Here is a 20,219-nt window from a genome sequence, read left to right as displayed (position 1 = left end):
TTTGTGCGTATGAATGTGCTTCGAAAATTACTTTTACCCATAGTTCCTATTTATTACCTGATTACATGGTTTAGAAACAAAATGTATGATCTTGGGATAAAAAAATCTACCAGTTATAAATTCCCGGTTATTGCTGTAGGGAATCTAAGTGTTGGAGGGACAGGAAAAAGCCCAATGGTGGAGTATTTGATTCGGTTGCTAAAAGATCATACTAGAATTGCGACTTTAAGTAGAGGATATAAGAGAAAAACAAAGGGGTTTCAAATCGTAAAAACGTCTTCTGAAGCTATAGATGTTGGAGATGAACCCTTGCAGTTTAAAACTAAGTTTGAAGATGTTTTGGTAGGAGTAGATGCGGATCGACGTAATGGAATCCATCAATTACGATCTCAAGACCCGCAACCCGAATTGCTAATCCTTGATGATGCGTATCAACATCGGAAGGTGAAAGCTGGATTTTATATTTTGTTGACTCCTTATTATGAGTTATATAGTGAAGACATCGTTTTGCCAACAGGTAATCTGAGAGAACCACGCAGTGGTGCTCAACGTGCAGACATTATTATAGTAACCAAATGTCCGGCTTCAATAACAGAGCAGGAACGGAGTAAAATAGAGAGGGAACTCAATGTTTTGCCTCATCAATCCTTATTTTTTACTTCTATAGCTTACGAAAACACACTAGTGGGTACACAAGGAGTGCAGTCGGTAGAAAAATTTCAAGAATTACCTTTTACATTGGTAACAGGGATTGCTAACCCTGGGCCGTTGGTTAATTATTACCGCGAACTAGGGTTGGAGTCTGAGCACTTAAATTTTCCAGATCATCATAATTTTACCGACAAGGATCTGGAAAAATTAAAAAGATGTGAACGTATTATAACCACAGAGAAGGACTATATACGTTTATGCAAACAGCTTGATGATACCACCGAATTATGGTATCAGCCCATTTCAGTAAGTTTTATCGTAGCGCAGGAATTGTTTGATCAAAAGATACTGGAATGCATAAAAAAATGAGGCCAAAAAGACCTCATTCTAATTTTATCTAGGCTAATTCAAAAGCTTGTTTTACTAAGCTTAATTAGTATTTATCAATTCTTATGCCATTTATTATGTTGTGGTTTGTTTTTCTTTTAAAGCCTTATGTAGTTTCGTGAAAAATTCCTCGGTTTTGTAGGGTTTTGGAATGATATCATTGAATCCGTTATCGTAAAATTCATCCAGATTATCATCTAGCGTTACTGCAGTTAAGGCGATAACCGGAATCTCGGTATTAAATTCTCTGATTTGTCTAGTGGCTTCTATACCACTAATTCCTGGCATGTGGATATCCATGAGAATAAGATCATAAGTATTTTCTTTTACTTTGTGTACCGCAATATCCCCATTGTCGGCTACGTCGCAAATGATTTTATTCTTTTCAAGAATTTTCCTGGTAATCAACTGGTTGATCTTATTGTCTTCTACAATCAGAATGTTTTTATCGATCATCACTTTATAATCGATTTTCTTAGCTTCCTCAGAGTAATTCGTACTCTTGTCCTCCACGACCTCAAATTTTAAATCAAAAAGAAACTTGGAACCTTTGCCCAGTTCACTTTCTAATTTAATCTCGCTATCCATTAGATTAAGAAGGTTCTTTACAATAGAAAGCCCTAAACCTGTACCTCCAAATTTTCGATTGATTTGAACAGAACCTTGGGTGAAGTTTTCGAATATGCTTTGTTGTTTCTTTTCAGAAATTCCCACACCATTATCTTCAATACTAAAGTTGAGGAAAACTTTGTTTTCAATCATGCTAATTAACTTAACTCTTATCCAGATATCGCCATTTTGCGTGAACTTTATAGAATTACCAATTAAATTGATCAAAACCTGAGAAACCTTTAATGGGTCTCCTTTTAGTTTGGCAGGTACATTGTCATCGAATTCGTAGTGTAGTTTGTTATTTCTGTCTTTTGCAGATTTACCCAAAGCGATAAGTACATCGTTAATTCTTTTCTTGAGATTGAAAGAAGTATTTTCGATTTCTACTTTGTTTGCTTCTAATTTGTTTAGATCTAAAATATTGTTAATGAGAGATAAAAGATATTCTCCAGAGAACTTAAGGGAATTTAGATGTTCTTTTTGATTAGGTGTTGGGCTTTCTTCCAATAGTAAATGGGTTAGCCCGGTTACCGCATACAAAGGTGTGCGTAATTCGTGAGTAATGGTCGACAAGAACTGTACCTTAGCTTCACTTGCTCTTTCTGCATTTTCTTTTGCCAAGATGAGTTCTGTGTTTTTGTTTTGAAGCAGCTCGTTGGCTTTGGCTCTCAAATTATTATTTTTATACAACGAAAGCGTAAGCAAAGAGAGTATAGTAATGAGTGCGATACTCAAAATGGTAGTAAGTCTACCTAGCTTTAAAGACTTTTGTTGTTGAATATTTTCTTCTGTCAACTCTTCAATCAATACATTGTTTTCGTTCAAATTCAATTTAGCCCCTGCTTCCTGCGCAATAATCTCTTTATTAATATTAAATAGAGAATCCTTTATTTTCTGATGGGTCTTTAAGTGATCAAGAGAGGTAAGAAAGTTTTGTTGCTTTTCAAAAATCCTACTGTATAACTTATAGCACTCTGATCGAATTTCGGGATATTTTTTTTCTTTACCGATTTGGAGGGCAAGCTCATTGGTTTGTTGGGCTTCATCCGGCATATCTAGCATCAATTGAGCTTTTGCTTTATTTACATAAAGTTTAGCTTTAAAATAATGCATATCAAACGAATCAATCATGGGGAGTCCACTATTGAAATGTTGGATGGCAAGATCAGGTTTTTTTTGAGCCAATGCCAATATACCAAGATTGGTCTTTATAGGACCTTGATACCCCAAAATATCATTTTCTTGGGTTAAGGTAAGTGCAGAATTTAAAGCTTCTTCTGCAATATCATATTTTTCAAGTTTGGTGGCAATTGCTCCATATATCATATATGAATGTGCCAGCATCTCCTCATTCTCTTCCTCTTCCTGAATTTTTATAGCATCCAGGATCTGGTCTTCTGCTTGATTTAAATCACCGAGTTCTCTGTATAACTTGGCCAAGACCATATTAGTTTTAGAGATATAGATACGATCTTGATTTTGTAAAGCGATTTCTTTTGCTTGAATAATATTGGAAAGGGCAAGTTCTAGTTGAGCCTGATCAATTGAGTTTGAAGCTCTTACTAAATAACTTTCAATAGAATCCTTGACCTGATTGTTTTTTGCAATTTCTGGAATTTGAGCAGACGCATAAAAACAACAGATACATAAAAATTTGAATATAAAAAATCTGATTTGGGTTGGCATTTTTCCTTTGAAATATGTCAACTAATATAGTTATTTCTTACAAATGTTAATAATTAAATCTATTATTCTATGACTATAGCCTATCTCATTGTCATACCATCCAATAATTTTTACCATTTTTCCGATAACAGATGTCATCAGGGAATCAAAAACACAGGAGTGTGGATTTCCAATGATATCAATAGAAACAATTGGATCCTCTGTATATGCTAAAATACCGCTTAAATTGTTTTCTGCGGCTTGCTTAAAGGCATTATTTATCTCTTCAATAGTAGTCTCTTCTTTTACGTTAAAAGTAACATCGGTCAAAGATCCATCGGGTACAGGTACTCTTATTCCGCAACCTCCGATGACCGAACTTAGCTCAGGAAAAATTTTGGTAAGTGCCTTGGCAGCTCCTGTAGTGGTGGGCACAATAGATTGTCCAGCAGCCCTTGCTCTTCTCAAGTCACGATGAGGTTGGTCATGTAAACTTTGATCTGTGGTATAACTATGCACCGTGGTAATATAAGCCTGTTCGATTCCGCAAAGATCATTAACCACCTTGATCATATGCGCTGCATTGTTTGTAGTGCATGAAGCGTTGGATATGATAGTTTCAGATCCATCCAAAATATCATCGTTTACTCCCAAAACCACTGTTTTAATCTGGTCATCCTGAGGCGGTACAGAGAGGATTACTCTTTTAGCTCCAGCATTTAAGTGTTTTTCTAATAAAGGTCTGGTCTTAAATTTTCCGGTAGCCTCTACTACAATATCCACTTCATAAGAACTCCAATCACAATGTTCTGGATCCTTTTGATTAAGAAGAGGGATCTTTTTTTCGTTAATAATGATATGGTCCTTATCGTAAGTTACCTCTAATGGTAAAACGCCATGGATACTATCATACTTCAGTAAATGACTAAGAGTTCTTGCATCTGCAAGATCGTTTATGGCTACAACTTCAATTTCAGAATGATCGATAAGTAATCTAAAGAGACTTCGTCCGATTCTTCCAAAACCGTTGATGGCAATTCTAATAGGGGTATTCATTACTTCCTAACTGATGCTTTTTTTATTTTAGGTCAAATGTTTTTGTGCTTTGTATGAGGATCTCACCAATGCGCCACTCTCCACATGTCTGAACCCCATTTCTAAACCTATTTTTTCGTATTTCTGAAATTGATCTGGTGTAATGAACTCTTTGACAGGTAGGTGTTTTTTACTGGGTTGAAGGTATTGACCAATAGTCACGATATCCAAGTTTACGGCCCTAAGATCCTTAAGGGTTTGTATTACTTCTTCTTCGGTTTCGCCCAGTCCAAGCATAATTCCACTTTTGGTGCGATTAATACCATTGTCCTTAAGATATTTTAAAACCTGAAGACTTTGTTCATACTTTGCCTGAATTCGTACTTCTCGGGTAAGTCGTTTTACCGTTTCCATATTGTGCGAAACCACTTCTGGTTTTACTGCTATTATACGGTCAATGTTTTTGGTTTTTCCTTGAAAATCGGGAATTAAGGTTTCTAGTGTGGTTTCTGGGTTCATTCGTCGTATAGCCTGAATGGTTTCTGCCCAGATGATAGAACCTCCATCAGCCAAATCATCTCGATCCACTGAAGTAACTACAGCATGTTTGATGTTCATTATTTTGATAGAACGAGCAACTTTTTCAGGTTCTTCCCAATCTACAGTTTCGGGTCTACCGGTTTTTACTCCACAAAAACCACAGGAACGGGTACAGATATTACCTAGAATCATGAAGGTAGCTGTTCCTTCACTCCAGCATTCTCCCATATTAGGACAACTACCAGAAGTACAGATAGTGTGTAAGTTGTATTTGTCTACAAGTCCTCGTAGTTCGGTATATTTTTTCCCTGTTGGGAGTTTTACTCGTAACCACTTTGGTTTTGTCTTTGGCGGAGCTACGCTACTTACGTCATTGTTCATACAAGCAATATTTTTAGCAAAAATACGAAGAAAGGTTTGATTAGTATGTAGTTCTTATAAAAGTTATGTTTTCTATAAGAGTCTATCTTATTTCTGGTTTTTATCCAAAGGTTTTAATCCCATTTTTGATCAGGTTTTTTCCTGTTTAGATTCAGTTGTATGATCCTAATATGCTGTTATACATGTTGTTACATTTGTTTTGAATTTTTTAACAAAGGTGGTATCCGAAAAACCTAAATAGAGTAGGAGAACTCTTAAAACCATTAATTATGAAAAAACTAACAGTAATGATCATGGGCGTAATGCTTTTGCTATCAGGAGCATGCGAGAAAGAAACAGATTACGAACCACAAAATTCGATTACCGATAGCCAAGTCGGAGTTGAAGAGGCCGTAGAAGGTAAATATGGCGGACGATACTGCGTATATTTTATTGAATACGGTCGATGGGTTGCAAGTCCTTTTGGGTTTTATTGTAACAAAAACCTACCTGGGATTTGTAGTATCGAAAGGTTTTGTTTCCCAGAGATCATTTTTGATCCATGTTGGTTAATTCCATGTTGGATAGAAATTTTTGATCCTTGGGATATTTATGAAAAAATTGACCCAAGAGAATTTGAATCCATTCGTGATAAACTGGAGCTGGAAATTGATCCAAGAATTGGGTCTGCTCCGTTTGCACTCAATGAACAAATTGCAGGATTACAGTTTTATGAGCAAAATGAGCTTATGGAAATTCGAGACAAAGAATCTGGTGTTTTTTATCTTGAAAACGATCTTAAACTAGATGCAGAAACAAGCAGATCATTAGGGTTGTACGGGAATACCGTTAAAGCTGGGAAGTATCCGGTGTTGGTGAATCCTGAAAATGAAACCTTTAATGTGATTTTATCTGTTGAAAAAGGATTCGAAAGGTAGTTTTTATCAAACAAGACGAAAAACCGGTGTTAAATTTCGATACCGGTTTTTTTTATTTATAATTCATAAAATTATTTTAACATGAGGTTAAAATTAAGTTAACATAAAATTTTTTTCGGATTTAAAAGTTATCAAAGCAAAACGAGGAAAAATGATGCAAGAGGAATTAGTCAGTCCTAAAAAAAGACAGAATGATCGTAAGCGTGTTGAAAAATGGTTGTTAAATAATCACAGATATATCAATATTACTGCGATAGAAAAAGAGATTTCGGCACCAAAAGGCTTAGTGCAAAAATTTGTGAAATACGATAAAAAGATTAACGACAAATGGATAGATCCGCTGTTTGTTGTGATAAAAAGGTTTACTACCTTTAATTTAAGGTAATTATCATAATACCTTTATACCAAAAATTAGGTGTTGGGATTGGTAATAATCTCAGATAGTAATTTTTTGGCTCTCAATAATTTTACTTTTACATTATTAATTGGTTCATTCAGAGATTCAGCGATTTCCTTATAGCTTAATTCCTGAAAGTACCTCAGATTTATAACCTGCTGGTAATTTGGCTTTAGTTGTTTTATGTATAATAAAAGCTGTGCAAGGTTTTGTTCTGTAATTAATTTGTCTTCTGGTGTAGGGGTGTCATCGATTATCTTATATACCCTATCATCTACCTGAGTGGTGGTTTGAGATTGTATAGAAGCATTCTTCTTTCTCAATAAATCGATATGAATATTTTTAGAGATCTGTATTAACCAGGTTTTAAAGGTGTATTCTTCTTTAAAAGTGCCTATTTTATCAAAAGCTCTTGAAAAACTCTGAATGGTAATGTCTTCTGCATCATATTCGTTTTGAGTTCTTTTCAGTTGAAAATTATATACGTCATTCCAAAAAGTATCCAGCAAATAATTAAACGACATTTGCTTACCTTCTTTAGCATTTTCGATATGCTCTTGTAATGAAATAGAGTCTTCTTTTTTCAACGATTTATTTTTGAATAGAATAGTTGCTGCCTAAGCTTAATTTATTTGGCATGCTCAGTTTCGTTACAACTAGAATATTGATCCGGAGTTTTACCACAAAGCGAACAAGATTCTCCTTCTTTATTAAGAAAAGGGCTTTGACTAGCACAGGTTCCAGCAAATTTACCATCCTTTTTTGCCCATAATTTTATGGCAATCCCTGCAAAAGCCAAAAGAAGTAAACCTACGGTAAGTAATAGAAGTTTCATAACAATTAAAAATGTACTTAAATAGGAGGCAAAGATACAAAGAAAGTGTGGTAATATAGAAAATGTTAAATGATATTAACTTCGGTCTCTAGATTAATGTTAAACTTCTCTGTAATTTCTTTTTGTATCTCACGAGAAACATTTAGAATTTCTTGTCCTGTAGCATTGCCATAATTCACCAAAACTAAAGCTTGTTTATTGTGCACTCCGGCATCACCCCATCTTTTACCTTTAAAACCCGCTTGTTCGATTAACCACCCTGCAGGTATTTTTATATGATTCTCGTCTATGGTGTATGATGGAATTTCTGGAAACTTATCTAATAGAGCTAAGTATTGACTTTTGGACACTACAGGGTTTTTGAAGAAACTACCACTATTACCGATCTCTGATGGGTCTGGGAGTTTACTCTTTCGTATCTGGATAACGGCATCCGCAACATCTTTGATGGTTGGCTTCTGAATGTTTTGAGCAGAAAGTGCTGCTTCTATTGCTCCATAACTAGTGTTTAATGCATGATTCTTTTTTCGTAGTCTGAAAGAGACCTTTGAAATAACGTACTTGCCTTTAGCCACATTTTTAAAAATAGAGTCTCGGTATCCAAATTTACAATCTTCATTAGAGAATGTATATTTCTTTCCAGTTGCTATTTCATATGCTTCACAGTTAATCATAGTGTCCTTAAGCTCGACACCATATGCACCTATGTTTTGAATGGGAGCACTGCCTACGTTACCAGGGATAAGAGATAAGTTTTCCAATCCACTGTATCCTTTTTGTATGCAATATTGAACAAATTCATGCCAGTTTTCACCCGCATTGGCCGATACACATACATATTCATCCGATAATTCCTCAGTTTCAATTCCTTTCAGTGTAAGGTGTAAAACGGTAGCTTCAATATCTTTGGTAAGCAGCATATTACTTCCCCCGCTAAGAATAAAAAGTGTTTTGTCCTTATATTCTTCAAGAGCTTCTTTAAGAATAGGTTCAGAAGTGATTTCAATATACTCATTGGCAAACACCTCAATGCCAAAAGTGTTGTAATTTTTTAAGGATTTGCGCTGCTCAATTTTCATTAACTGTTGTATTTTTCCAAAGCTACTCTTAATATTTCAATGGCTTTTTTTAAATCTCTACGATTTAGTACATAAGCTATTCTAACCTGATTTAACCCTTCATTTGGGCTGGAATAAAAACCAGATGCTGGCGCTAACATAACGGTTTCTTTATTTAATTCAAATTTATCTAGTAACCATTGTGCAAAATGATCTGCATTATCGATAGGTAATTCTGCTATACAATAAAAGGCACCCATAGGTTCGGCTACTTTTACTCCAGGAATTTCTCTTAGACCTGCGATCAAAGTATCTCTTCGATTTTTATACTTCGAAACCGTTTCCCGATAATAAGATTCTGGCGCTTCTAGAGCAGCTTCACTGGCAATTTGTGCAAAAGTAGGAGGGCTTAATCTAGCCTGAGCAAATTTCATAGCAGTTTCCATTACACTTTTGTTTTTGCTAACGATACATCCGATTCGTGCACCACACATACTATATCTTTTGGATACAGAATCTACGACAATAGCATGTTCGTCCAATTCTTTTTCCTGTAGCACCGAATAATGTTCGATATCGTCGTATACAAATTCTCGGTATACCTCGTCCGAAATCAAAAACAAATCATACTTGATCGCTAGCTTGGCCAATTGTTGTATTTCGTGTTTACTGTATAGATATCCTGTAGGATTACCTGGGTTACAGATCAATATGGCTTTGGTTTTTTTTGTAATCAGCTTTTCAAACTCTTCGATTGCTGGTAGTGCAAATCCCGTTTCGAGTTTTGATATTACAGGAACTACGGTAACCGTAGATTGCGTAGAAAAACTGTAGTAATTAGCGTAGAAAGGTTCTGGCACTATGATTTCATCCCCTGGATCAGTAATGCTACCCATAGTAAAAATCAAAGCCTCACTACCTCCAGTAGTAACTAAAATATCATCAGAAGTTATTGTGATATCATGTTTTGCATAATATCCGGCCAATTTTTTTCGAAAACTTTCAAAACCTGCAGAATGACTATAGGCTAGTACATCTAATGAATGGTTTTTTACCGCTTCCATGGCTTCAATGGGTGTCTTAATATCTGGCTGACCAATGTTAAGGTGATAAATGCGCTTGCCTTCTTTTGCAGCTTTCTCTGCAAAAGGTACCAATTTTCGGATTGGTGATTCTGGCATTGCTTTACCTTTTTGAGATACAATAGGCATCTGATCTGATTTTAAAAATAAAATAGCGGTAAATTTCTTAAATTATTTAAGAATTAAATACATATTAACGACTATTTTTCAACTATTTTTCTATATTTAGAGGAATGAAGATTTTATCACAGAAATTTTATCATTTTCTTAAAAGCAAGACCCTTGTTTTCCTTCTGTTTTTTAATGTTGCAGCGTTTTCTCAATCTCACTTCAGTTTACCGGCCGGGTCGTCTAGTGACAAAATAAAATTCGAATTTGCCAATAACTTAATGATTATTCCCGTGTATGTCAATGGAGTAGAGCTTTCTTTTATTTTGGACACTGGTGTAGGGTCTACAATTATCTTTAGTGTAGACAATAAAAACTCTTTAGAACTTAAAAATGCCACCAAAATATATCTTAGAGGGTTAGGAGATGAAGCTCCTGTAGAAGCTATTAAATCTGTTAGTAATGAAGTAAGAATAGGGAAAGCAATTAGTGCATCACATACAATTTATTTGGTTTTGGACGAGTCGATCAATTTTTCTCCAAGAATGGGGTTTCCTATTCATGGAATCATAGGGTATGATTTTTTTAGAGACTTTATTATGGATATTAATTATTCTAATAACTATATAAAAATTAATAGACCAAGTACCTATAAGTACAAAAGATGTAAAAAGTGCTATCGAACAGATTTAGGGTTCCAAGATCAGCATAAAAGACCTTTCTTGACCGCAAAATACAAATCTAAGAAGGGATTGATAGATGTGAACTTGTTATTGGATTCAGGCTCTGGGTCTTCTCTTTGGTTGTTTGAAAATAAAGAAAAGGGGATAGAAGTTTCAGAAAATTCATTCAGAGATTTTTTGGGTAAAGGTTTTAACGGAGATATCTATGGTGAGCGCACCAAAATTGATGAATTGCATATTGGTGATTTTATGCTTAGAGATGTTACTACTTCATTTCCGGATTCTGTATACATCAAAGGAATTTCGGTGAATAATAGGCAAGGTTCCCTGGGAGGTGGAGTATTGCGAAGATTTAATGTGATCATGGATTATCCGAATAAAAAAATATCACTTAGGAAAAATAATTATTTCGAAAAACCTTTTCACTATAATATGAGTGGATTAACGATCCAACATGTCGGTTTTGCATTTGCAAAAGATTATAACGAAAAAGACCGATTTTATATAGGATTGAATAAAATTATTAATCAAAAAACGGTACAGTTTACCAATGATTTTGTGCTAAAACCTAAATACGAAATTTCGGATGTTCGACCAGGTTCTCCCGCAGAGGAAGCAGGGCTTAAAAAAGGAGATATTTTGATCGAAATTAATGGACGAAAAGCCTATACCTATAAATTGTCAGAACTTAATGATTTGTTTTATCTGGAAGAAGGAAAGAAAATAAGGCTTAAGATAAATCGATTAGGCGTTGAGATGCGTTTTGATTTTAATCTTAGAAAAGTAATATAAATGAAAAAGGATTGTCTGATGACAATCCTTTTTTATAGTAAGTATTTAAACTTTTAATTTTCTAGAACGCTTTTGCTAAGGACAGTTCCTTTAATTTTTATAGCCATTGTAGGGCTACTTGCTGCGTTAGAAGTAACGGTAATTGTTTTACGAATAGGTCCAACTCTTTTGGTATCGTACTTTACCTCGATTACACCAGTTTCTCCCGGTCCGATAGGAGCCTCAGGCTTTTTTGGAATGGTACATCCACAGCTTGAATATACTCTTGAAATCACTAACGGAGCATCTCCAGTGTTTTTGAATTCAAATTGACGAACGCCATCACTTCCTTTGGCAATCTCACCATAATCGATAACTTCAGTTTTAAATTCTATTTCGGCTTTACCATCCTGCGCTTTCACAGCAAAACTGACAAGACCTATAAATAAAATCATCATCACTTTTTTCATAATGTAGGTTTTTGTTACGTGTAAAAGTAATCACTTTTTAATCAACATCAAAATTGATGTTGCCTAGTACTAACGTTAAAGTGAGGATAATATTCTATCTTTTTTACCATGTTATGCGTTTTGGGTAATAAATTTTTCGCAGCAATGGCCATAATTTCTGATATCACACTTTATACTTCGTACTATAATAATTACTTTTGCACTTCAAAATTTCCAAAAATCGGACCAAAGTATGGCATTAGCAGCAAAATATGATGCAAAATCGGTAGAAGAGAAGTGGTATAGCTACTGGATGAAAAACAACTATTTTCATTCTGAAGTAGATGAAAGAGAGGCGTATACTATAGTAATTCCCCCTCCAAATGTGACAGGGGTCTTACACATGGGGCATATGCTTAATAATACCATTCAGGATGTGCTGATAAGAAGAGCTAGACTGAAGGGATACAACGCCTGTTGGGTTCCGGGGACGGATCATGCCTCTATTGCTACTGAAGCCAAAGTAGTAGCAAAATTAAAGGAAGAAGGTATTAGCAAGAACGATCTTACACGAGAAGAGTTTTTGAAGCATGCATGGGATTGGACTCATAAGCATGGAGGGATCATTTTGGAACAGCTTAAAAAATTAGGAGCATCTTGTGATTGGGAGCGAACGGCATTTACAATGGATGACAACCTGTCAGCTTCGGTAATCAAAGTTTTTGTGGATTTATATAACAAAGGCTTGATTTATCGCGGATATCGAATGGTAAATTGGGATCCAGAAGCCAAAACTACCCTTTCAGATGAAGAAGTGATATATGAAGAAAAGCAAGGGAATTTATACTACCTAAATTATAAGATTGAAGGAAGCGATGATTTCTTAACTATAGCTACCACAAGACCGGAAACCATCTTAGGGGATACTGCTATTTGTATCAATCCTAATGATGAGCGTTTTAAGCACCTTAAAGGAAAAAAAGCTATCGTTCCTATCGCCAATCGTGCAATCCCGATCATTGAGGATGACTACGTGGATATAGAGTTTGGAACAGGATGTTTAAAAGTTACTCCGGCGCATGATCAAAATGACAAGGAGCTTGGTGATAGACATGGTTTAGAAGTAATCGATATTTTTAACGATGATGCTACCTTAAATGCGCTAGGATTGCATTATGAAGGTAAGGACCGTTTTGTAGTTCGCAAAGAAATTGTAAAAGAACTGGAGAGTATTGGTGCTTTGAATAAAATCGAAACACACCTCAATAAGGTAGGAACCAGTGAGCGTACAAAGGCAGTTATCGAGCCTAAATTAAGTGACCAGTGGTTCTTGAAAATGGAAGATTTGGCAAAACCTGCTCTGGATGCGGTTTTGAATAAAGAGGTAAACCTAGTTCCTGAAAAGTTTATAAACACCTACCGTCATTGGATGGAAAACGTAAGAGACTGGAATATTTCTCGACAGTTGTGGTGGGGACATCAAATACCTGCTTACTACTATGGTCAGGGAAAAGAAGATTTTGTAGTTGCCGAGAGTAGAGAAGAGGCTTTGGCTTTGGCTCAAGAGAAGACAAATAACTCTGCACTTACTGATGCAGATTTGACTCAAGATCCCGATGCTTTGGATACCTGGTTTTCTTCCTGGTTATGGCCAATGAGTGTGTTTAATGGTGTTTTGGAACCAGAGAATGAAGAGATTAATTATTACTATCCAACCAGAGACCTAGTTACGGCGCCTGAGATTTTATTCTTTTGGGTGGCACGGATGATTATTGCTGGATATGAATATAAAGAAGAGAAACCATTTACCAACGTTTATCTAACAGGTATTGTAAGAGATAAACAAAGACGTAAGATGTCAAAATCTTTGGGGAATTCTCCAGATCCTTTGGATTTGATCGATAAATATGGTGCAGATGGAATAAGAGTAGGGATGTTGTTGAGTTCTCCTGCAGGTAATGATTTGATGTTTGATGAAGACCTATGTAAGCAGGGTAGTGCATTTGTGAATAAGATATTCAATGCGTCTCGATTAATCTTAGGTTGGGAAGTTGATCACGATATTGAACAGCCTGAAGCTTCTACTATTGCTGTGAACTGGTACAAATCAAGGTTTCAGAAAGCCTTGTCAGAACTAGAAGATAGCTACTCAAAATATAGAATTAGTGATGCATTAATGACAACCTATAAGTTGGTTTGGGATGATTTCTGTAGTTGGTTACTAGAAATGATCAAACCTGCATATGGAAGCCCAATAGACGGTAAAACGTATAATGAAGTGATCTCTATGCTTGAGGATAATTTGAAAATACTACATCCTTTTGTGCCATTTATATCCGAGGAGATTTGGCAACAACTTGCAGAACGAAATGATGATGAAGCTTTGATTATTGCCAGCTGGCCAGAGATGAATGAAATTAACAGCGACTTGATTCAAGGATTTGAAATGGCTTCAGAGGTGATTTCTGGGATACGGACGATTCGAAAAGAAAAGAATATAGCGTTCAAAGAGTCTATCGAGATGATGGTGTTGAATGCTCAAAATAATAGCACTGAGTTTGATTCAGTAATAGCTAAAATGGGTAATCTATCCACATTAGCTTACGTAGACGAGAAAGTAGATGGTGCGCTTTCTTTCAGGGTAAAATCGAATGAATATTTTATTCCTATTTCGGGAGCTATTAATGTAGAAGAAGAAATTAAGAAGCTAACCGAAGAGTTAACTTACACCGAAGGTTTCTTGAAATCTGTACAGAAAAAATTGCAAAATGAACGTTTTGTAAATAATGCTCCAGAACAAGTTATTGCCAACGAGCGAAAGAAAGAAGCAGATGCCGAAGCAAAAATTCAAACGCTGAAATCAAGCCTTGAAAGTTTACAAAGCTAGACGAAAGCGTGCGAATAATAAAAAAAAAGCACTTTGAAGAAATTCAAGGTGCTTTTTTTTAATCCTTTATGTATTTATTTACGTATTCTATATACTTTAGTTTGGCTTCTTCTGGTGTTAGGTCTTTAACCTGAAACAAGGCATTTAACTTAAAAGCATTCCTGAGTTGGCTATTTCCAGATGGGGTGTAGAACCCATCAGCATGTGTAGCCTGCTTATAATAGGCATAGAAATGAAGCATAACGTCCGGCGGGAATTGCATTTTTGTGTTGCAAGCCTTCTCATATGCCTTTTCAAAAGCAATATTTAATTCCTCATTGGTCATGACTAAAGATTAGCTATAACACTTTCTCCTCCTCTTACTTTTTGATTTAAAGTAACATTAAGTTCGGTACCTATTGGTAAATAAACATCTACTCTTGATCCAAATTTGATAAAACCGCTATCAGATCCCTGAGTAACTTTTTCACCTTCTTTTGCGTAGTTCACAATTCTTTTGGCCAAAGCACCTGCAATTTGTCTGTAAAGTACTTCAACAAGATTATTTTTTACCACTACGGTAGTTCTTTCATTTTCTTCTGATGCCTTTGGATGCCAGGCAACCAAATATTTCCCCGGATGATATTTGCTAAAGATCACTTCTCCATTTATGGGATGGCGAGTAACATGAACATTTATTGGAGACATAAAAATAGAAACCTGTAGCCTTTTGTCATCAAAGTGTTCTTTTTCATGCACCTCTTCGATAACTACCACTTTGCCGTCTACGGGTGCTACTACTGTGGTATTACTTACTAAAGTCTTTCTTTTGGGGTTTCTAAAAAACTGTAGTATTAAAAATAGTAAGACTAGACTCAAAGCCAATATAGCAAATCGCCATTCGTCATTCTGGATGGCTACATATGAAGCAACATTGATACCTATAAATAATACCAAAGTTATCGAGATGATTTTGTATCCTTCTTTATGAAACATATTTCAAAATTTGTAAAAATGCATATAGAAATGGGCTTGCAAAAATAACACTATCCAATCGATCATAAATACCACCATGTCCAGGCATTATAGATCCGCTATCTTTTACTCCAGCTTGTCTTTTGAACTTCGATTGTATTAGATCTCCCAATGTCCCAAAAATACTCATAATTATGCTTATAATCAACCAAATTGTAAGTGTAAGTGTATGAGATATGGTGGAGATAAGGTATCCGGCAAGGATGGAAAAAACAAATCCACCGACGAATCCTTCGATTGTTTTTTTTGGAGATATGCGCTCAAGTAACTTATGTTTTCCAAAATTCTTACCTACCAAATACGCAAAACTATCATTGGTCCAGGTAATCAAAAATGCACCTGCAATGATTAGTGGTTGATAGTCGCCAGAATGATTTGGAGTTAATGTTAAAAAGGTAATCGAAGTGATGAGATAGAAAATACTCGTCCCATATTTTCTTTTTTCGAACATCGGTATGATCCTGATGGTAAGAAGATCTTTGATCAAGAATAACTCAGTAATTAAGGTGAGTACCAAAATAGGAATGATAAGGTATAACTGATGCTGAAAAAAATTCATCAGGGTGAAAAAGAAAATGAAAAGGATGTAGAGTCTTTTATTTCGTAAATTAATTAGTTTTTGAAACTCGTATACGGATATCATACCGAAAATGAAAAATATACCTATGAATGTATATTTGGATACGAATATGCATACCAGTAGGATTACGACGTATAAAAAACCTGATAAAGACCTAGTGAGCAGTTCTTTCATCTACTTGTAATTGTTGTTTTTGTTGATGTGGAAGTGTACGTCAAGGATCATGTTGGTTAGTGCCAAATTAATGATTCGGCTGATTTTGAATCATAGATCTTCCAGCAGGAGCAAATATAAATTTTTTGAACTACTTCCATAGCTTAAGAAATCCTTTTCTTTTTGTGGTTCAAAATCTTTAATGGTGGTAATGTTTGAAGGAATAGCATTTTTGTTTTTGTCCTTGATTCCTTTTAATCCTTCTCCAATGCTCTTAACTAGTTGACTTGTAGAGGCTAAAATCACAAAATTATCAGGTAATTCGGTTAGTTTTTTTTCTCGTAACTGATTTGAAGAGACTAATATCGCACCACTATCTGCGATTAAATATTCGCAAGTGGCGAAAAAGAAAGAAGCATTCGAATTTTTGACGTAATTTAAATTGTACCCAGAAAATTTGTGTTCCAGACCAATGTCAAAACAGCAAACATCTTTTTCATACCAATCATTCTCCAATAGGATCTTGTCAAAAGAATCCAGGACCTCTTCATCTTTGTCACAGTATAAAAACTTACCACCGTTTCTTTTGAAATTCATCATGAAACTTTCATCGACGGGTAGGTCGATTTCCGGCATATATTTACTGCGATCATCAATGTGACGCTCCTTACTCTTTTGGTCTGATTTAGATTTTGATGAAAATAATCTTCTAAATAGACTCATCTTTGGATTATGATTCGGGAATTACAATTTTAAGCTATCTTCAAAGATAAAAAAAATCTTAACCAAAATTCTGTTCGGTTAAGATTTTTCATTTTACAAGTAAAAATATCTTTATTAAGAAGGCTCAGGAATGATTTCTTCTTCTTTTTTACCAAATGGGCGCTCTCCGAATATCTTCTCAAGATTGTCTTTAAAGATCACTTCTTTTTCAAGTAATACTTCGGCAAGCTCAGTTAATTTATCTTTATGCTTCTCTAATAAATCAATTGCTCTTTGGTATTGTGTCTCAATAATATTTGAAATCTCTTTGTCGATCAACTCACTAGTTTGTTCACTATATGGTTTTGCGAAACTGTATTCACTTTGTCCAGACGAATCATAGTAAGTAAGATTACCAATTTTATCATTAAGCCCATAGATAGTAACCATAGCTCTGGCTTGTTTGGTTACTTTTTCAAGATCGCTTAACGCACCGGTAGAAATTTCATTAAAGATCACTTGCTCCGCAGCACGACCTCCTAATGCAGCACACATTTCGTCCAACATTTGATTTGGGCGAACGATTAATCTTTCTTCAGGAAGATACCACGCAGCTCCCAAAGATTGTCCTCTAGGAACGATGGTTACTTTTACTAGGGGTGCAGCATGCTCTAACATCCAACTTACTGTTGCATGACCAGCTTCGTGGAATGCAATAGCACGTTTTTCTCCTGGAGTAATGATTTTGTTTTTCTTTTCTAATCCACCAACAATTCTATCTACAGCATCAAGGAAATCTTGTTTTCCTACCGCTTTATTACCTTTTCTGGCAGCAATTAAAGCAGCCTCGTTACATACATTGGCAATATCTGCTCCAGAGAATCCCGGCGTTTGCTTAGCAAGGAAATCTGTGTCAAGTTCGTTATCTAGTTTTTTGAGAGGTCTTAGGTGTACCTCAAAAATTTCTTTACGCTCTCTTACATCTGGTAGATCCACGTAGATCTGACGATCGAATCGCCCAGCACGCATTAATGCTTTATCCAATACATCTGCACGGTTAGTAGCAGCAATAACAATTACATTGGTATTGGTTCCAAAACCATCCATTTCTGTTAGTAGCTGGTTAAGGGTGTTTTCTCTCTCGTCGTTAGATCCAGAGAAATTACTCTTACCACGTGCTCTACCTATAGCATCAATCTCATCGATAAAAATGATTGCTGGAGATTTTTCTTTAGCTTGTTTAAATAAGTCTCTTACCCTTGAAGCTCCAACTCCTACAAACATCTCAACAAAGTCAGATCCTGATAGCGAGAAAAAAGGTACTTTAGCTTCACCAGCAACAGCTTTAGCCAAAAGCGTTTTACCTGTTCCCGGAGGTCCTACCAATAAGGCGCCTTTAGGGATTTTACCTCCTAGAGAGGTATATTTTTCTGGGTTTTTAAGGAAGTCTACAATCTCTTGTATCTCTTCTTTGGCCCCTTCCAGACCAGCAACATTTTCAAAAGATACTTTTACATCTGTATTTTGGTCAAAAAGTCGTGCTTTGGATTTTCCAATATTAAAGATTTGCCCGCCAGCACCTCCACCAGCACCTCCACTCATTCTTCTCATAATAAAAATCCATACTCCAATGATCAAGGCAAATGGTAATAAGGTGATGAAAATCTCTCCCCAGAAACTACTTTCGGTGTCATAACTAACTGTAGTGCTCAGGTTATTTTCTTTCTTTATCGTGGCAATCTTATTTTCAAAATTCTGAAGATCTCCAAATTCAAATTGGTAATCGGGATCACTAGGGCTTTTAGGAAGGATGGATTTGCTTCTTCCTTCTTTGTGTTTATCCAAAGCTCTAGCTTCAGGAGTTAGAAAAACTTTAGCTTGTCTGCGATTAGTAACAACAACAACTTTTTCTACTTCACCTTTTTCTAAAAAGTCCTGGAATTCTGAAGGAGAGGTGTTAGGAGCAGATCCAAGGCCACTGCTACCACCCATAAAATTTAATACTAAAAAACCAACAATAATAATAGCGTATATCCAATATGCGCTAAATTTTGGTTTTTTATTTGGTTCTGGTTTTTTATTTTCTTTCGCCATTTAACGGTGTGCTTTTTAATAATTAGTTTCGATAACGGTTGTCTTTGCATCTCCCCAAAGTCCTTCTATATCGTAAAACTCTCGAATATGCTTTTGAAATACATGAACAACAACATCTACATAATCAATTAAAACCCATTCTGCATTTTCGCTCCCTTCAACGTGCCAAGGTTTGTCCTTAAGCTCTTTACTAACTGTTTTTTGGATGGAATTTACTATTGCGTTTACCTGAGTATTAGAAGTACCATTGCAGATTACAAAATAATTACAAACCGTATTTTCGATTTCTCTAAGATCCAAAATATTGATGTCATTACCTTTAACTTCTTCAATACCTTTTATAATTTGAGTAATTAATTGATCGTTACCGATTTCTTTTTTAATCATGCATTTTTTTTATTTGTGTAAAGTTATTACTTTTTATTGTTTATACGTCCGTATTATGGGACATTTATGAAACTTTTACACCTTTTTGTATGCATATAATCAAAGTTGATGCCATTGACTCTACGAATACTTTTCTTCGCAACCTAAATCGAGAAAAAAAGTTGGAGAAACCTGTTTGTGTTTTGGCTTTTGAACAACTAGCTGGGAAAGGTCAAATGGGAACCGTTTGGCAAAGCAACCCTGGCGAAAACCTTACCTGTAGTGTGTTTATGCCTATAGAGAAGGTTGCATTAAAGGATCAGTTTTATATTTCGATTGCAACTTCTTTGGCAGTTTATGATGCACTGCAAAATATGATGATTCCTAAATTATCTATCAAATGGCCAAACGACATTCTGTCAGATAGATTAAAAATTTGTGGTATCCTGATCGAAAATATCGTTAAAAATGGCAGTCTGGAAGGGGTTATTATCGGTGTAGGTTTAAATGTCAATCAATCAGAGTTTATCGATTTGCCACAAGCAGGATCCATCAGACAAATTTTAGGACAACCAGTGGATATTGAAGAAGTACTTCATGGGTTTTTAAATGCCCTGGAACATCGTTTTTCGTTGCTGAGTCCTTTGTATTTTGAAAAGTTGAAAGAAGAATACGAGACACTGTTATTTAGAAAAAATAAACCCTCTACATTTGTGGATGCAAAGGGTGATTCTTTTGTGGGTATCATACAGGCAATAACCAATCAAGGAAAATTGCAAGTGATGTTAGAAGATGCAATCATTTCTACTTTTGATTTAAAGGAGATTCGATTGCTCTATTAACCACTTATTA

The 20,219-nt window shown here is 35.4% G+C and carries 20 protein-coding genes; 6 read left to right on the top strand and 14 right to left on the bottom strand.

From position 1 onward, the window contains the following. Positions 1 to 9: 9 nt before the first annotated feature. The gene (gene lpxK / locus ACXAGJ_RS07485) at positions 10 to 1,020 is read left to right on the top strand and encodes a tetraacyldisaccharide 4'-kinase (RefSeq protein ID WP_474838547.1); all 1,011 of its coding nucleotides are present in this window, start codon (positions 10 to 12) and stop codon (positions 1,018 to 1,020) included. Positions 1,021 to 1,113: 93 nt separating this feature from the next. On the opposite strand, the gene ACXAGJ_RS07480 is transcribed toward lpxK, so the two are convergent. From ACXAGJ_RS07480 to lipA, 3 genes are read right to left on the bottom strand one after another with little or no spacing between them, the layout of a single operon-like run. Continuing rightward, positions 1,114 to 3,336: a response regulator gene (locus tag ACXAGJ_RS07480; protein ID WP_474839000.1), complete on the bottom strand. Its 2,223-nt coding sequence runs from the start codon at positions 3,334 to 3,336 to the stop codon at positions 1,114 to 1,116. 30 nt (positions 3,337 to 3,366) lie between these two features. Beyond that, on the bottom strand, positions 3,367 to 4,371 hold the full coding sequence (gene gap / locus ACXAGJ_RS07475) for a type I glyceraldehyde-3-phosphate dehydrogenase (RefSeq protein WP_474838545.1): 1,005 nt from the start codon (positions 4,369 to 4,371) through the stop codon (positions 3,367 to 3,369). A gap of 27 nt (positions 4,372 to 4,398) precedes the next feature. Then, positions 4,399 to 5,271: a lipoyl synthase gene (gene lipA / locus ACXAGJ_RS07470; protein ID WP_073317298.1), complete on the bottom strand. Its 873-nt coding sequence runs from the start codon at positions 5,269 to 5,271 to the stop codon at positions 4,399 to 4,401. A gap of 269 nt (positions 5,272 to 5,540) precedes the next feature. Between lipA and ACXAGJ_RS07465 the strand changes: the two genes are divergently transcribed. Together ACXAGJ_RS07465 and ACXAGJ_RS07460 are read left to right on the top strand one after the other, a co-directional pair. Further along, complete coding sequence (locus ACXAGJ_RS07465; protein ID WP_474838543.1) at positions 5,541 to 6,188, top strand: hypothetical protein; 648 nt, start codon at positions 5,541 to 5,543, stop codon at positions 6,186 to 6,188. A 151-nt stretch (positions 6,189 to 6,339) separates the two neighbouring features. Then, positions 6,340 to 6,573: a hypothetical protein gene (locus ACXAGJ_RS07460; protein ID WP_073317304.1), complete on the top strand. Its 234-nt coding sequence runs from the start codon at positions 6,340 to 6,342 to the stop codon at positions 6,571 to 6,573. Between the two features lie 26 nt (positions 6,574 to 6,599). Here ACXAGJ_RS07460 and ACXAGJ_RS07455 read toward each other — a convergent pair whose 3' ends face one another. The 4 genes from ACXAGJ_RS07455 to ACXAGJ_RS07440 form a co-directional block, all read right to left on the bottom strand. Further along, positions 6,600 to 7,172, bottom strand: coding sequence for an RNA polymerase sigma factor (locus ACXAGJ_RS07455; protein ID WP_474838541.1), 573 nt, complete (start codon positions 7,170 to 7,172; stop codon positions 6,600 to 6,602). A gap of 41 nt (positions 7,173 to 7,213) precedes the next feature. Continuing rightward, positions 7,214 to 7,420: a membrane or secreted protein gene (locus tag ACXAGJ_RS07450; protein ID WP_073317309.1), complete on the bottom strand. Its 207-nt coding sequence runs from the start codon at positions 7,418 to 7,420 to the stop codon at positions 7,214 to 7,216. A gap of 65 nt (positions 7,421 to 7,485) precedes the next feature. Then, complete coding sequence (murB, locus tag ACXAGJ_RS07445) at positions 7,486 to 8,499, bottom strand: UDP-N-acetylmuramate dehydrogenase (protein WP_474838539.1); 1,014 nt, start codon at positions 8,497 to 8,499, stop codon at positions 7,486 to 7,488. Next, complete coding sequence (locus tag ACXAGJ_RS07440; protein WP_474838537.1) at positions 8,499 to 9,689, bottom strand: pyridoxal phosphate-dependent aminotransferase; 1,191 nt, start codon at positions 9,687 to 9,689, stop codon at positions 8,499 to 8,501. The genes murB and ACXAGJ_RS07440 overlap by 1 nt, the downstream gene beginning before the upstream one ends. Positions 9,690 to 9,793: 104 nt before the next feature. Between ACXAGJ_RS07440 and ACXAGJ_RS07435 the strand changes: the two genes are divergently transcribed. Continuing rightward, positions 9,794 to 11,143, top strand: coding sequence for a retropepsin-like aspartic protease (locus ACXAGJ_RS07435; RefSeq protein WP_474838535.1), 1,350 nt, complete (start codon positions 9,794 to 9,796; stop codon positions 11,141 to 11,143). Between the two features lie 53 nt (positions 11,144 to 11,196). Here the strand turns inward: ACXAGJ_RS07435 and ACXAGJ_RS07430 are convergent, their stop codons facing one another. Continuing rightward, a complete protein-coding gene (locus ACXAGJ_RS07430) occupies positions 11,197 to 11,592 on the bottom strand; it encodes a DUF1573 domain-containing protein (RefSeq protein ID WP_073317319.1) in 396 nt (131 codons plus the stop codon). Between the two features lie 232 nt (positions 11,593 to 11,824). Between ACXAGJ_RS07430 and ACXAGJ_RS07425 the strand changes: the two genes are divergently transcribed. Continuing rightward, positions 11,825 to 14,458 (top strand): valine--tRNA ligase, encoded by a 2,634-nt coding sequence (locus tag ACXAGJ_RS07425; RefSeq protein WP_474838533.1) that lies wholly within the window; start codon positions 11,825 to 11,827, stop codon positions 14,456 to 14,458. 58 nt (positions 14,459 to 14,516) lie between these two features. Here the strand turns inward: ACXAGJ_RS07425 and ACXAGJ_RS07420 are convergent, their stop codons facing one another. The 6 genes from ACXAGJ_RS07420 to rsfS all read right to left on the bottom strand — a co-directional run bounded on the left by ACXAGJ_RS07420 (position 14,517) and on the right by rsfS (position 19,388). Further along, positions 14,517 to 14,783, bottom strand: coding sequence for an acyl-CoA-binding protein (locus ACXAGJ_RS07420; protein ID WP_073317325.1), 267 nt, complete (start codon positions 14,781 to 14,783; stop codon positions 14,517 to 14,519). A gap of 2 nt (positions 14,784 to 14,785) precedes the next feature. Beyond that, positions 14,786 to 15,433, bottom strand: a complete 648-nt coding sequence (locus ACXAGJ_RS07415) for a phosphatidylserine decarboxylase family protein (protein WP_474838530.1) — start codon at positions 15,431 to 15,433, stop codon at positions 14,786 to 14,788. Next, positions 15,423 to 16,226, bottom strand: a complete 804-nt coding sequence (locus tag ACXAGJ_RS07410) for a phosphatidate cytidylyltransferase (RefSeq protein ID WP_474838528.1) — start codon at positions 16,224 to 16,226, stop codon at positions 15,423 to 15,425. Before ACXAGJ_RS07410 ends, ACXAGJ_RS07415 begins: the two co-directional genes overlap by 11 nt. Positions 16,227 to 16,316: 90 nt before the next feature. Then, positions 16,317 to 16,928, bottom strand: coding sequence for an LUD domain-containing protein (locus ACXAGJ_RS07405; RefSeq protein WP_073317333.1), 612 nt, complete (start codon positions 16,926 to 16,928; stop codon positions 16,317 to 16,319). 114 nt (positions 16,929 to 17,042) lie between these two features. Then, entirely contained in the window at positions 17,043 to 19,001 is a 1,959-nt protein-coding gene (ftsH, locus tag ACXAGJ_RS07400; protein WP_073317336.1) for an ATP-dependent zinc metalloprotease FtsH, read from the bottom strand. A 15-nt stretch (positions 19,002 to 19,016) separates the two neighbouring features. Beyond that, positions 19,017 to 19,388, bottom strand: coding sequence for a ribosome silencing factor (gene rsfS, locus ACXAGJ_RS07395; protein ID WP_073317339.1), 372 nt, complete (start codon positions 19,386 to 19,388; stop codon positions 19,017 to 19,019). Between the two features lie 89 nt (positions 19,389 to 19,477). Here rsfS and ACXAGJ_RS07390 point away from each other — a divergent pair, with 89 nt between their 5' ends. After that, on the top strand, positions 19,478 to 20,209 hold the full coding sequence (locus ACXAGJ_RS07390) for a biotin--[acetyl-CoA-carboxylase] ligase (RefSeq protein ID WP_474838525.1): 732 nt from the start codon (positions 19,478 to 19,480) through the stop codon (positions 20,207 to 20,209). Positions 20,210 to 20,219 lie beyond the last annotated feature (10 nt).

The sequence above is a fragment of the Aquimarina sp. AWH4_224 genome, assembly GCF_056160245.1.
This window is presented reverse-complemented; position numbering and strand designations above follow the sequence as displayed.